The organism is Lentzea sp. NPDC051213 (assembly GCF_044455585.1).
Classification (GTDB): domain Bacteria; phylum Actinomycetota; class Actinomycetes; order Mycobacteriales; family Pseudonocardiaceae; genus Lentzea.
This window is the reverse complement of sequence record NZ_JBITEX010000007.1, coordinates 419,308-432,651: the sequence shown is the minus strand read 5'-3', so window position 1 is coordinate 432,651 and position 13,344 is coordinate 419,308. Positions and strand designations below refer to the sequence as shown.

At 67.5% G+C, this 13,344-nt stretch carries 10 protein-coding genes and 1 tRNA gene; 5 read left to right on the top strand and 6 right to left on the bottom strand.

The features are described from left to right. Positions 1-151 precede the first annotated feature (151 nt). The 4 genes from ACIA8G_RS30640 to ACIA8G_RS30625 all read left to right on the top strand — a co-directional run bounded on the left by ACIA8G_RS30640 (position 152) and on the right by ACIA8G_RS30625 (position 2,127). Positions 152-772: an RNA polymerase sigma factor gene (locus ACIA8G_RS30640; protein ID WP_396422155.1), complete on the top strand. Its 621-nt coding sequence runs from the start codon at positions 152-154 to the stop codon at positions 770-772. After that, a complete protein-coding gene (locus tag ACIA8G_RS30635; protein ID WP_396422154.1) occupies positions 769-1,557 on the top strand; it encodes an anti-sigma factor domain-containing protein in 789 nt (262 codons plus the stop codon). Before ACIA8G_RS30640 ends, ACIA8G_RS30635 begins: the two co-directional genes overlap by 4 nt. A 22-nt stretch (positions 1,558-1,579) precedes the next feature. Continuing rightward, on the top strand, positions 1,580-2,002 hold the full coding sequence (locus ACIA8G_RS30630) for a TIGR02611 family protein (RefSeq protein WP_396422153.1): 423 nt from the start codon (positions 1,580-1,582) through the stop codon (positions 2,000-2,002). 53 nt (positions 2,003-2,055) lie between these two features. Beyond that, positions 2,056-2,127 (top strand) — tRNA-Val (locus tag ACIA8G_RS30625). 425 nt (positions 2,128-2,552) lie between these two features. Here the strand turns inward: ACIA8G_RS30625 and ACIA8G_RS30620 are convergent. The 4 genes from ACIA8G_RS30620 to ACIA8G_RS30605 form a co-directional block, all read right to left on the bottom strand. Continuing rightward, a complete protein-coding gene (locus ACIA8G_RS30620; protein ID WP_396422152.1) occupies positions 2,553-4,673 on the bottom strand; it encodes an ATP-binding protein in 2,121 nt (706 codons plus the stop codon). Beyond that, a complete protein-coding gene (locus ACIA8G_RS30615; RefSeq protein WP_396422151.1) occupies positions 4,670-6,889 on the bottom strand; it encodes an ATP-binding protein in 2,220 nt (739 codons plus the stop codon). Before ACIA8G_RS30615 ends, ACIA8G_RS30620 begins: the two co-directional genes overlap by 4 nt. A 256-nt stretch (positions 6,890-7,145) precedes the next feature. After that, entirely contained in the window at positions 7,146-7,682 is a 537-nt protein-coding gene (locus tag ACIA8G_RS30610) for a sigma-70 family RNA polymerase sigma factor (RefSeq protein WP_396422150.1), read from the bottom strand. 103 nt (positions 7,683-7,785) lie between these two features. After that, the gene (locus tag ACIA8G_RS30605) at positions 7,786-8,214 is read right to left on the bottom strand and encodes an STAS domain-containing protein (RefSeq protein ID WP_396422149.1); all 429 of its coding nucleotides are present in this window, start codon (positions 8,212-8,214) and stop codon (positions 7,786-7,788) included. Positions 8,215-8,761: 547 nt separating this feature from the next. Between ACIA8G_RS30605 and ACIA8G_RS30600 the strand changes: the two genes are divergently transcribed. Continuing rightward, a complete protein-coding gene (locus ACIA8G_RS30600; RefSeq protein WP_396422148.1) occupies positions 8,762-10,816 on the top strand; it encodes a hypothetical protein in 2,055 nt (684 codons plus the stop codon). A 278-nt stretch (positions 10,817-11,094) separates the two neighbouring features. Here ACIA8G_RS30600 and ACIA8G_RS30595 read toward each other — a convergent pair whose 3' ends face one another. After that, the gene (locus ACIA8G_RS30595; protein ID WP_396422147.1) at positions 11,095-11,745 is read right to left on the bottom strand and encodes a response regulator; all 651 of its coding nucleotides are present in this window, start codon (positions 11,743-11,745) and stop codon (positions 11,095-11,097) included. Continuing rightward, positions 11,745-13,118 (bottom strand): sensor histidine kinase, encoded by a 1,374-nt coding sequence (locus tag ACIA8G_RS30590; protein ID WP_396422146.1) that lies wholly within the window; start codon positions 13,116-13,118, stop codon positions 11,745-11,747. Before ACIA8G_RS30590 ends, ACIA8G_RS30595 begins: the two co-directional genes overlap by 1 nt. Positions 13,119-13,344 lie beyond the last annotated feature (226 nt).

The following is a 13,344-nucleotide window of genomic DNA, read 5'->3' as shown; positions in this document are numbered from 1 at the left end:
TCGGGTCAGCTCGACTCCGCACGGCGACCGCCTGGGCGCGCTCCGTATCCTCCTCGCCTGTTAGCTCGTGTACAGCCACTCCCATCTTGCTGGGTCTAACCTGAACCCGGTACCGGCTGTTGCGCGAATGTTGGACGTGAGGACATCTCTGGTGGCTGACTCGCCCGGCCCATCCGCCGCGTCACGCGACGGCCGGCCGACCGATTTCGAGCTCGTGCAGAGGCTCGCACAGGGCGATCGGTCAGCGTTCGGTGAGCTGTACGACAGGTACTGCACACCAGCATATTCGCTGGCCAGACGCATCTGCGTGGACCCGGACCTGGCCGAGGACGTCGTCCAGGAAGCCTTCCTCGCACTCTGGCGGCACCCCGCCAGGTTCGACCCCACACGCGGAAGTTTCGGCACCTGGCTGATGACCTTGGTGCACCACCGCGCGGTGGACGCCGTACGTAAAGAGAACACTCAGCGTCGTCGTACTGTTCCCCTCACCGACGACGTATCACCTCCGGTCGAAGGTTCCGAACACGAAGCGTTGGTGAGCGTGGTGAGTGCCGAGGTCAGGGCAGCACTGCGGACGTTGCCCGAAGAGCAGCGACAAGTCATCGCACTGGCCTACCTTGGCGGCTACACGCAGTGCGAAGTCGCCAAACTGATGGGCGTGCCACTCGGGACTGTGAAATCGCGCACGTTCGCGGCGATCAGACGCCTGAGAGGCACGTTGGGGAGCTTGTGGGCCGGCGAGACCGGCGAGACGACAGGAGTCCACCGGTGAACGGCGAGTTGTGCGCTCACGAGGAGCTCGCCGTCGGCTGGGCGATGCACTCCTTGGAGCCAGACGAGGAAGCAGTGGTCCGCGACCACCTGCCGACCTGCACGACGTGCCAGCGCACGGTCAGGTCGACGCAGGAGGTGCTGGCGGGCATAGGCGGCGCCGTCCGCCAGGAACAGCCACCACCCCGCCTGCGCGCGAGGCTGATGGAACAGATCGAGCACACCCCTCAGGACGTGCCGGCCACACACATCCCGCGCCACGCGGCCCCGACTCCCCTGCGCCCGCAACACAGCCGCCGCACCGGCCGCGTCCTGCTGGCCGCCGCGGCAGCGATGGCGGTCCTCGCAGGCGGCGGCTACCTGGGCGTCCGCGTGAACCAGCTGTCGGGCGAGATGGCGGCCTCCCAGGCCCGCACCGAGGAGCTGAACAAGGCCCTGACCCTGGCCGCCGACCCGTCGACGAACCGCGCGGTCCTGCGCACGGGAGCCGGCTCCGGCGAAGAAGTGGCCGTGGTGCTGTCGAACCCGTCATCCGGCGCGGTGATGCCGATGAACCTCAAACCGAACGACTCAGGTCACGTTTACGTAGTTTGGGGTGCAAGTACGAAAGCGCCGGTACCGTTGGCGGTGTTCGACGTGCGCGCGGGCTCGACCGATCCACAACTGCTCGCCTGGACGGCCGACGCGCACAAGCACACGACGTTCGCGGTGTCACTGGAACCCGGCCGCCAAGCCCCGACGAGCCCGTCGGAGGTCCTGGCGCTGGGCCAGGTCACACCCGCCTGAGTCCCAACAGGATGATCAACACATGACCAAGCCCGACGTGAAGCCCGACGAGCACAAGGGTTGGCGCCACTGGTTCCACCGCAACCCGGCGCTGAACATGGCCTACCGCATCGGCGTGGGCGTGATCGGCGGCCTCGTGCTGATCGCGGGCATCGTCATGATCCCGTACCCCGGCCCCGGCTGGCTGGTGGTCTTCGCGGGCCTGGCGATCCTCTCGACGGAGTTCGAGTGGGCGGGCCGCGTCCTCAAGTTCGCCAAGCGCTACTACGACCGCTGGGTCGCGTGGCTCAAGCGCCAGCCCTCCTGGGTCCGCGGCCTGGTGATGGCGGGCGTCTGCGCCATCGTGCTGGTCACCTGCTACTTCCTCAACGTGTTCGCGCTGGTCGGCGGCTGGTTCGGCCTCGAGTGGAGCTGGTTGCAGAGCCCGATTTTTGGTTCTCGTTGATGATGTTGTAGGCTATGGCCACACCGCGAGAGCGGGGCAACACAACAGAACACGGGCGTTTAGCTCAGCGGGAGAGCGCTTCGTTCACACCGAAGAGGTCACTGGTTCGATCCCAGTATCGCCCATAGTGTGTTTTACCAGGTCAAACGGCCTGTCGATGATTTTCATCGACAGGCCGTTTGCGTTGTCTGGGAGCAAATTGGGAGCAGAACTCCTCCCCAACCCGCGAGATCTGCGTGAAGTCTTGCAAGCAAGATTCGCGAATTCGCAGGTCAGCGAATCGACGCCCATTGGACTGCCGGTGACCTCTTCGCCACCACCTAAGCGCTCACCAGCACCGCAACGCGTGTTGAAACCGTGTCTGCCCAGCCCCCTGGTAACCCTGAATCCCCTTCGGGCACCTGCGTGCCATCAACTGGGCTGAAGTGGAAACCGTCGAAGCGCTCGGACCGGCGTGCGATTGGCGGGCCGCATTCTTGGTGTCTGAGTCGTCGGCTTCAGCTTCACCGCATGGCGGTACGCCACCCTCGAGTACCGCCTCACCGACGGCTCAGTGGTGTCGTGCCCACCACGCGGCGAGCTCGGTCCTGGTCCTCAGATCGAGCTTGTCACGGACGTTGTCCAGGTGTGCCTCGACAGTGCGTTCCGCGATCCTCAGCCGTACCGCGATCTGTCTCGTCGAATCGCCTCCGGCCACCAGTTGGACGACCTCGCGCTCGCGAAGGGTCAGCGGACTGTCCGTGCCATCCGACAGGACGTAAGCCATCAGCTGTTCTGCGTCCATTGCGGCGCCTTCGGTTTCGGCACGGGCCGCGGCGCTTCGTGTTGTGTCCGCGCGAGCCTGACTGATCGCCGTGCTGACGCGGTGGTCCCAGGGGTCGTCTCGCGCGTCCATGCCCCATTGCCGCCGTAGTTCCGAGCTCGCGGCAGCCAGGCGCAGTGCCCGTCCCGTGTCCGCGCGGTGTGCGGCGACCACGGCCAGGCCTTCGATCGAGTGGATCTTGCGGGCGGCGTGGTTGGTCGCGAATTGCAGTGCTTCGCGGAAGTACGCTTCGGCCTCGTCCAGGTTGTGCTGCACCAGGGCAAGCGTGCCCGCGCTGTGCAACGCGCCGACACGCAGCCACGGTTCCGGCCGGGCCCGGCAGACCGGCAAGCACTCGGCGAGCAGGTCCGCCGCCTCGGCCGGTTCGCCCGCGTGCAGGACGATGTAGGCCACGTTGTGCAGGCACACCGCGATGTCGAACGGGGTTCCGTGGAGTCTCGCCAACGCCAGGGCGTCACGTGCGTGCGCGGTGGCGGACTCCGCGTCTCCGGCAGTCAGGCAGGCACCCGCCAGTCTGCTCGTCGAGCGCACCAGGCGGGTCGGCTGCGTTTGGTCGAGTACAACGGCTTCTGTGGCCAGTTCTCGTGCGCGGACGCCGTCCCCGACGTCGGTCGCCAGTACGGCCGCCTGGGCGAGGGCGGTGCTGCGGTGCTCAGCTGGGGAAGCGGCGTCCAACGCGGTGTCGAGCAGTACGCGGCCGGGACCGAACTGGCCGCGTTCCCGCCAGCACGCCGCCAATGCCGTGCTCAGCAACAACTTCCGATCACGCTGCCAGTCCAGTGTGGACATCAGGGTGTCACGCTCGGCATCGAGACTGCCGAGCACGTCCATGGTCGGGAACACCTGACGCGCGTAGCGGTCCGCGAGACCGGTCAACCAGTCGAGCACGCGTCGCCTGGTCGCGCTCAGCTCGCCCGCCTCCACGAGATGGTCGTGGGCGAACAACCGGATCGACTCGAGCTGCCGGAAGCGTCCCGGTCCAGTGGCGACCAGAAGTGACTTGGCCTCCAAGGCATTGACCAGGTCGAGCACGTCGAAGCCCGCCGCCGCCGACGCGGCCGCCAGGCCGAAACCTCCGGACAGCACGGAAAGCCGCCGGAACACGGCCTGCTCCTCGGCATCGAGGAGGTCGTAACTCCAGCCGATAGCGGTGCGCAGATCGCGGTGCCGGTCGTGGCCGCGGTGACTCGCCAGCAACCGGAACCTGTCGTCGAGAAGCCGGCGGATGCCGGATGCGCCGAGTATGCGAATCCGGCGCGCGGCCAGCTCGATGGACAACGGATGCCCATCGAGCCGGTGGCAGATGTCGGCGACGATCGGCGTGTTGTCATCGGTGAGGGTGAAACTGCCTGCGGCACTTGCCCGTTCGGCGAACAGGCGGGTCGCATCGGACGATGACAGGGCGCCGAGCGGGAGCACGAACTCGCCCGGCACGTCGAGTGCCTCCCTGCTGGTCGTGAGCACGGTCAGGTCGGCACACCTGGCCAGCAGCGCGCCGACCAGCCGGGCCACGGCGTCGACCAGGTGCTCGCAGTTGTCCAGCACCAGCAGCGCCCGTCGTCCGGACAGCGCCGTCGCGACGGTGTCGAGCAGCAGCCTGCCGGCCTGCTCGGACACACCCACCGCCGCAGCGATCGCGGGCGCCAGCAGCGCGGGATCGGTCAGCGCGGCGAGCTCCACCCAGTACGCACCCCGCGCCAGCGCCGCGTACTCCTGCGCCAGCCTCGTCTTTCCGGCTCCGCCCGGACCGCGCACGGTGATCAGCCTGGCGGTGCGGCGCAACTCGCTCAGCCGGGCCAGCTCTCGTTCCCTGCCGATGAGCCGGTCGAGTGCCACCGGCACGCTCACGGCTCGCCCAGGTGCTCGGCACTCCAGGCCGCGAGCTGGGCACGGGACCGCAGCCGCAACGTCGCGCGGATGTCCCGCAGCGTCGACTCCACCGCCCGCTCGGTCATCCGCAACCGCGTCGCGATCTGCCGGTTGGTGTGCCCGGCGGCGACCAGCTGGGCGACCGCGATTCCCTGGTCGGACAAGGGGGACGCGGTGTCCGCACGCTCGGGCAGCACATCGGTGATCGCGTACTCCACGGCGCCGCGCTCGGCGAGCGCCAGGCCGTCCTGCTCCGCCTGGCGTGCCTGCAACGGGGTGACGGCGGCGTGCGCGAGTGCCAGAGTCTCGTCCCGCTGACGTTCGATGGTGGCCTCGCGCCGCAGTTTCCGGTCGTGTCGCGCGGCCTCCGCGATGGTGTTCAGGCGCAGGGCGCGCACGAACTGCCGCCGCCGCGCGGCCACCGCCGCCAGCCCTTCGAAGGAGTCGATCGCGCTGATCGTCAGAGCGTCGGCGGCACGGTCGCGTTGACAACGCTGGAGCGCTTCACGGAAGTGCCGGTCGGCGGCAGGCACGTCGGCACGGGCCAGAGCGAGCATGCCCGCCGAGTGCAGCCATTCCGGCGGAACCGGATGCCGGGAGTGCTTGCGGTACAACGGAAGGCAGCGCTCCATCAGATCGGTGGCCCGTTCGGCGTCCCCGGTCTGCAGCAGGTGGTAGGCCTGGTTGTGCAGGCACACCGCCAGGTCCAGCGGATCGGTGAGCAGCGGTGCCAGCTCCAGCGCGCGCTGAGCCGCCTCGTACGCGAGCTCCCGCCGCCCACCGCCGACGTGCACGGAGGACAGCATGCTCAGCGCTTTCACCATCCGCACCGGATGCCCGGTGATCTCCTCGAGCCGCACGGCCTCGCTCGCCAGTTCGGCGGCGAGCGCGTGGTTTCCGCCGACGATCGCGAGGCTGGCCGCGACGACGAGCGCCGACGGCCGGTCCTGGTGATCAGGGCCCGCGGCATCGATCGCCGCGAGCAGCATCGCGGATCCGTCGGACACGTGCCCGTGCTGTCGCCAGCACCGTCCCAGTGCGGCGGCGAGCGCCAACCGCCGGTGATCGCCCCGCCGCGTGGCCCACTCCAGCACCGCGAGCAGGTTGGTCCGTTCGACGTCGAGCGGTTCCAGTTCCTCGTAGCAGTGCAGCATGCCGTCACCTACGATCGGGTGGGCGAGCGTGAGCAGATAGTCGGCGAGCCGGTCGTAGGTCTCATCCTCTTCACCGGCGGTACGCAACCGGTCGAGCCCGTAGAGCCGGATGGACTCCAGTTGGTGCAGCCGTCCGCCCGCCACGACGAGCGACCTCAACTCCAGTGAGGACACCGACTCCAGCGCGTCGTCCACATCGGACACAGCAGCCGCGATGGCCAGACTGAAACCACCGACGAGCACCGACAAGCGCCGGAACACGACCTGTTCGAGCGGATCGAGCAGGTCGTAGCTCCATTCGATGGTCGTGCGGAGGTCGCGGTGGCGCCGGGCCGAGGTCCTCGGCCCGGCACTGAGCAGCTGGAACCGGTCGGCGAGCCGGGACCGGATCTCCGCCACACCGAACAACCGCACCCGCCGGGCGGCCAGCTCGATGGCGAGCGGAAGGCCGTCGAGCTCGGCGCAGATCGCCGCGACGTGGGCGGCGTCGTCCTCGGTGAGCTCGAACTCCGGGCTGGTGGGGACGGCACGTTCGACGAATAACCTCACCGCGTCGGACGCGGCGGGCAGTGGCCCCACCCGGAAGACCACTTCGCCCGGTAGCTCAAGGGACTCACGGCTGGTCGTCAGCACGGTCAGCGACGCGCAGCGCCGCAGCAGCTGCGCGGCCAGCCGGGCCGCGTCGGCCACGAGATGTTCACAGTTGTCGAGCACCAGCAGGACGGGCGCCCGTGACAACGCGTCTGCGACCGTGTCGACGACCGGACGCCCGACGTCCTCACTGACACCAAGGACGTCCGCGACACTGTGCGCGACCAACGCCGGAGTGGTCAGCGAGGCCAGCTCCACCACGTGCACGCCGCCGGTGTACCGCCCGGCGACGCGCCTGGCCAGCTCGATCGACAACCTGGTCTTGCCCGCACCCCCCGGCCCGAGCAGCGTCACCAGCCGGTGGCGTCCCAGCAGCGACTCCAGTTCGGCCAGGTCCCCTTCCCGGCCAACGAAACTGTCCAGCGGCGCGGGTAACTCTGGCGGACGCACGGTGACTGGGCCGTTTGCGACCGGGTCACCGCGCCGGCGGTAGGCACGCTGACGACACGCGTTCGAGCAGAAGCGGGCGGGCCGGCCCGAGCGCTGCCTGAACAGAACCTCCCCGCACACCTCGCACCGCTCCCCCGCCGCGGACATCAACCTCCTGCTCCTCAGTCACCGGTTGACATGTATGAGCGTTCGTCATGTCATACCGGTCCCGCTGGAGTGAGGCAATACCGCGTGACCGAGCGGTGATCTTCTCTGTCTACAAAGGACTAGTCAGGCCACGCTTCGCCAACGCCTCCCGCAGGACGCGCATGGCGTAGAACCGGCGTGACTTGATCGTGCCGACCGGCACACCGAGGTTCGCGGCCGCATCTCCAACGCTACTGCCACGGAAGTAGAGCTCCGTGATCACATCTCGATGATTGTCGGACAGGACGCGCAGTACGTCGGACACGACCATCGCCGCCATGCTCTGCTCGATGGAATCGCTCACCCGCACGGCCCAGTCCGGTGCGTCCCCACCTATCTCGGCCGGCCGGTTCATCCGCATCCGGTAGCGGTCGATGACCTGGCGCCGCGCCACCTTCAGCAGCCACCGGCGAAAAGTCGGGCCACTCAAGTCGAGCTCGTCGACCTTCTGCCACACCCGCAGCGCCGTCTCCTGCACGATGTCGGCCGCGGTGTGCCGGTCGCCGTCCAGCAGCTTCGTCACGTACCGCTCCAACGCCACACCGTGGCTGTCGAGCAGCTCACGCATGATCACGTCGTCGTTTCTCTCCAGCGTTCCGCTCGTCATTGCTCGCCCCTCAACGCATGTCTGTTCCGGCCTTCATCAGGTTTTCGGGAGAGCCGTTGCGGGGCATCGGGAGAAGCCCGTGAGGGTTGCGTGACAGACCGCGTTACGAAACGAGGTCAACGGGTACAACACCTACGCCCGTGCCCAAGTCCCTTGGGTCCGCTGGTGGCCGTAACTGCACCAACGCATCAGGGAGGGTGCGATGGAGGTCGAGGAGCCGGTTCACGTTGGTGAGCTCGAGTACGCGTAGTACCGCCCGGCGGCTGGTCACGACAGCAAGCCGCACGCCACATCGTTGCGCCATGGTGGCAGCGGCGACGAGCAGGGTGACTCCCGCCAGGCCGAGGAACGTCACCTCGGTCATGTCGATGATCAGTGCACGCGGCCGCATGGCGAACTGGTCGCCGATCTCGACGCTGATCGCGTTGTCTGTGGCCATGTCCACATCACCGGTCACCGCGATCACGGGCACCCCGTCGTCGTGATGCACTGTCAGCGCGGGCGACGAACAGCTTCGCAGCAGTAGTTCCATGCCGACAGTCCACGCTGTTCACCGCCCAGAGGTTCATCCGAACCTGATCACGCGTCGGCGTTCACGGCAGCTGCGGTGCGTGGATCACCAGCCGGCATCCAGAACTCGCCTAAGCCATGAACAAAGCCATCGCAGATGGGGACCGGTCCTCTGATCCACACCGGGGCGGGCCGGCGGAGTAGGTGTATGCCGCGTCACGGCAACTCCGTGGTCATCCTCGGTCGCCGCTGCCCCGAACCGTCCTTAATGGACCTGAGCGGAACCGCGCCGATCTGCAGGAGTCTAATTTTCGCAGGTCAGCGCGACTTTCGAACCATATTTCACACAGAAGGAGTCCTGGAACCGACCTCAACTGCGATGTCCGCAAAGCACCCTGTTTGTGGGTCAGGGCAGTGTTCCTCAACGCTCGGTGGTTCACGCACACAGTAACCCCGAATGCCGGTACCGCGACGCGGACGGTGAGCGGGAGGGTGGCGAAGTGAGGCGTTGGTTGGTAGTCCTTGCATGGCTGTTGGTGACCGCAGGCGTTAGCTGGTGGGTCCTGCAGGTGACCATGCTCGCGACTCCCAGCCGGGCCGAAGCCAGCGGATACGGCCAATTCGTCCTCGCCGCCGTCGGGCTAGTGATCATGCTTGGCGACATGGTCGTGAAGGCGTTCACGTCTGCCACCCCGCCAGACGTTGACCAACTCGCGGACGACCTGGCGGAAGCGATGCGGAACCAGTGGGAGCAGGCTGCCGTTGATCGGGGTCTCTTGCAGCCAATACCTCTGCCCATCCGGTGGCGGCGCTGCACCGCACGGGTGGCTGGCCCAATGAGCGCGGCAACAATCGACGAGGACGGGCATGCGCCGTTCGATCCCCTCCCTGGCATGGGCCAAGTTGCTCCCGATTCGCTGCTGAAAGGGACTCGGAGAGACTTGCACCGGGTCTACGGCGGGCTGGGCTCAGGCCGGCTGGTTGTGGTCGGCGGACCTGGCACTGGGAAGTCATCGGCTGCGCTGTTGCTGCTCCTCGACGCCTTGCGCTACCGCGATCAACTCGATCCCGCACAGCGCCCCCAGGTGCCAGTCCCCGTGATGTTCACCCTCGCTGGATGGGATCCTGACACGACCTCGGTCGAGGAATGGTTGACTGGCAAGCTCACTGAGAACCAAACGTTGGGCGCACGCCGCGGCGCTAACCATGCCCGCAGTCTGATCCACGCGAAGCAGATCGCGGTTTTCCTGGACGGACTCGACGAGATTCCGGAACAGACACGACTTTCCACGCTGCGGGCCCTAAGCGCGCAGGCCACGTTCCGCCTGGTGTTACTCACCCGCACTGACGAACTTGTCGCAGTCGCCGCACACCACGGGCTGGACGGGGCGATCGCCCTCGAACTGCTCCCGCCGCACCCAACGGACGTCGCCAACTACCTGCTGCGACCGCTAACCGAACCTGCGCCTCACGCCTGGCAGAAACTCACTACCGCTCTCATCGAAGATCCCAGTTGCCCCGCAGCCCAAGCCTTCACCAGGCCGCTGGCTGTAGGGCTACTCCGCGATGTCTATACCGCAAACGCCCCGGTGGACGAGCTGCTTGAAAGGGATCGCTTCCCTGACCACGACACCATCATCGGCCACCTACTTGATCGCGCTGTCATCGCCGCGTACACGCGGCGGCCCGGACGTCCCGCGCCGCGCTACGCCCTCAGCACTGCCCAACACACCCTTGCGTCTATTGCCCAGCAGCTAAGCGGCCACAACACCCGTGACCTCGCCTGGTGGACCATCGCCACATGGGTACCCCGCAAGCCGCTCATGACGGCGGTCTTCGGTCTGGGGGCCGGGCTCGTGTACGGGCTCGCGTTTGGGCTCACATTCGGTCTTTGGTTTGGGCTCGCGCTCGGGCTCGTGTTCGCAATCGGAGCTGGCCTCGTAGCAGGGTTTACCAGCAGTTCGGGACCGAGGCGGCTGCAACTTGATCGCTCGACCTGGCGGCTAGGTGTTGCGGCACCCGGCCTATCCGCGTTCAAGTCGGCTGCCAAGCTGGGGCTCTTGTTCGGACTCATCCTCGGCCTTGTGGCCGGCTTCGTCTCCGGTCCTATATTCGGGCTCGTGGCCGGACTGGTGCTGAGCCTCGTGGCAGGGCTGACAATCTGGCTCACGACCAGGCTCATGGCCGAGCCTCGATCAGTACCTACACGATCTGCCAGCCCGGCAGAAGCCTGGCGAGACGACCTGCTGGCTGGGCTCATCACCGGGTCCGTCGCCGGACTTATGGTCGGGCTGACCTTTGGCGTCGGAGCCGGGCTCCTATATGGGTTCGAGACCGGGCTCGTGTATGGGCTCGCAGCTGGGGTCGCGTTTGGTCTTGGAGCCGGCCTGCAGGGCTTGGACAGCGGTCAGGCTGTTGTGGCTCAGGCGTACCTCTCAGTTCGACATCGCACGCCGCTCCGCCTGATGCGCTTCCTGGAAGACGCGCGATCGCGTCACCTGTTGCGGACGGTGGGCCCGATCTACCAGTTCCGTCACGCCACACTGCAAGACCGACTTGCAGACACTCAGAAAAGTGACCGCGAACCACCACCACGACCAAGCCAGCAGTCAGGCAGCGGGTGATCCGTGCGGGGACGCCACCACCAACGTCGGCCTCCATCCGTTCATGCCACTGGGCATGCACGCGAAGCCTCAGACAAGACAGAGCTGATTGGCCTTGGGAGCACGGCGTGGGAGCAGATTGGGAGCAACTCCGCGTGCTTAACATGCCGGAACGACCGCAGCGCGATGTTCGCCAACCGCTCCAGTGCCGTCCTCACCCCGCAGGTGATCGAGGAACTCAAGTTCTCGGTCGGGCGGAAAGGCCTGCCCGACCGAGCCGATCGCCCGGAGTCAGGGCATCAAGACCGGCTGGCCTCGTTGACCAGTGCAACGGCAGCCAACTGGCTCCCGACCTGCAGCTTCGTCAGCACCGAACGGATGTGTGCGCGCACGGTCGCGAGCGACACGCCGAACTCGCCGGCGATCACGACGGCCTGCCTGCCCTCCGCCAGCCGGTCGAGCACCTCGCGCTCCCGCAAGCTCAACCGGTCGAACCTCTTCGTGAGGTCCTGCTTCCTGCCGGCGTGGCATTGGTGGAACCGGACGAACTCCGCCCGCGCGGCGACGGACAGCACCTCGCGTCCTTCGGCGGCGGCGACCACGGCTCGGAGCAGGTGCTCGAACGACTCGCTCTTGTGCACCCAGCCGCGTGCGCCGTCGGCAACCGACCGGGCGAGGGCGAGAGCGTCGTGTCCCGCGGTGACGATCAGCACGGACCAGCCTGCGGCGCGCAGTGGACGGACCAGCTGCTCGCCTCCCGCCACCTCGCTGCCGAGGTCGAGGTCGAGCAGGACGAGGCCCGGTACGTGTTCGCGTGCCTCGATGAGGATGTCCTCCTTGCGAGTGGCTGACACGTAGTTGGCGTCGAACCCCTGCGCGCGCAGCGCGAGCACGAGTGTGGTGCGCACCAGCTGGTGATCGTCGACCACCAGCACCGTCCGGCTCCGCATCAGACCTCCTCGGGTGCCCGGTCACCTGCCTGCATCGCCGCCGGCACGAGCACGAGCGCCGAGCACCCGCGCGCGTAGTGGCGATTGGTCCCGATGCAGAACGAGCCGCCGTGCTCGGTGAGCAATCGCTCGGTCACCCGGAGGCCGATGCCCCGGTGGACACCGCTCGGGAAGCCGGGACCGAAGTCGGAGATCTCGATCCAGATCGTGCTGTCGTGCTGGTGCGCCCGCACCCGTACCGGCGAGCCGGGGGCGTGCCGCTCGCAGTTCACCAGCAGGTTGGTGATCACCTGCGCGAGCTCGGCCGCGGGCATCGTGGTGCGCACACCCGGACCGACGATGAGGTCGATCTCCGTGCCCCTGGCGCGGCGCAACGCGACGAGCCTGGTGAGCAGCGGCGCGAGGACCACCGTGTCGTCGTGCGATGCCGCGTGGCCGAGCAGGTAGCGCAACCGGTCCAGCTCCGCCTGGACCGCCGAGGTCAGCGGTTCGCGGTCGGCGAGCAGATAGGTCACCCCGGACAGGCCGGTCACCAGGTTGCGGATCTCGTGTTCGCGTTCCACCGCGTCGGTTGCCAGCTCGTTCGCCACACGTTCGGCCGCCAGCGCCCGGTCGGCGAGGTCACGGCTGCGCTGCCCGGCCTCGCGCAGGGCTCGTACCGCGGGACGCACGAGTGCACCGAACACGACGAGCAGGCCGACCAACCGCAGTGCGGCGAAGTCGATGTCGGGCCTCGTCAGCTCCGGCCGCAGGATGAGCTCGTCCAGGTGCGCGAGCGCGACGGCCGCCAGCCCGAAACCCACCCACCAGGTGACCCGCTGCCGTCGACGCGCGCCTGCCACCACGAACGAAGACGCGACCACGAACCAGCCCAGCACGACGGCCACCGTCGCGAGCGTGGGCACCTTCGGATCCGATGTCTCCGCGACGAGTTGTGCGACGAGCCCGGCTCCGAAGCTCAGCACGACGCCGATCGCCACCGCCGCGGGCCAGCGGACGCGCGTCCACGCGAACAGCCGGGGCCGCAACGCCCACACCATCAGGGCGAGAAACGCCGTGCTCGCGACGAATCCGCCGATGGCCAGCGCGGGCTCGAACGCTCCCGGCAGGTGGTAGATGCCAACGGGAATGATGACCAGGCCGTACAGCAAGAGCGCGCTCGTCAACCGCCGAATCGCCCGGTCGACCGTGTCGGGGACGATCCGCGTGACGATCGTGGCTGCCGTGGCGACCACGGAGGCGGCCAGCGTCAGCAGGACGAAGACGTCGCCCGCGGGTCGCACGGGCCACAGGTGGTCGAGCCGGTCTCCGTGCCACCACAGCAGAGCGAGCACGGCCGCGGCCACGCCGGTCTCGGCGAGCGCGCGGGTCATGCGTCGCTCTGCGTTGTGACTCCAGGCGAATACGGACAGTTGCATGTGGCGGCTCATACATCGCGCTGCGATTCATCTGATGTTCAGGTAATCGACAGGGCGACTGACCGCGTTACGCAGCAAGTAGGGCCTATAGCCCCTATCAAGGTTGACGATGCGACGAGGCCGCACGATTCCGCAAGCTACTCCATGAAGTTCACCGTCCGTACACCTTCGACGGTCTGCG

Excerpts from the sequence above, each read along its gene's own strand:
- ACIA8G_RS30610 (WP_396422150.1), bottom strand. The coding sequence starts at position 7,682 with ATGACGAGCGGAACGCTGGAGAGAAACGACGACGTGATCATGCGTGAG.
- ACIA8G_RS30630 (WP_396422153.1), top strand. The coding sequence starts at position 1,580 with ATGACCAAGCCCGACGTGAAGCCCGACGAGCACAAGGGTTGGCGCCAC.
- ACIA8G_RS30595 (WP_396422147.1), bottom strand. The coding sequence starts at position 11,745 with ATGCGGAGCCGGACGGTGCTGGTGGTCGACGATCACCAGCTGGTGCGC.
- ACIA8G_RS30605 (WP_396422149.1), bottom strand. The coding sequence starts at position 8,214 with ATGGAACTACTGCTGCGAAGCTGTTCGTCGCCCGCGCTGACAGTGCAT.
- ACIA8G_RS30590 (WP_396422146.1), bottom strand. The coding sequence starts at position 13,118 with ATGACCCGCGCGCTCGCCGAGACCGGCGTGGCCGCGGCCGTGCTCGCT.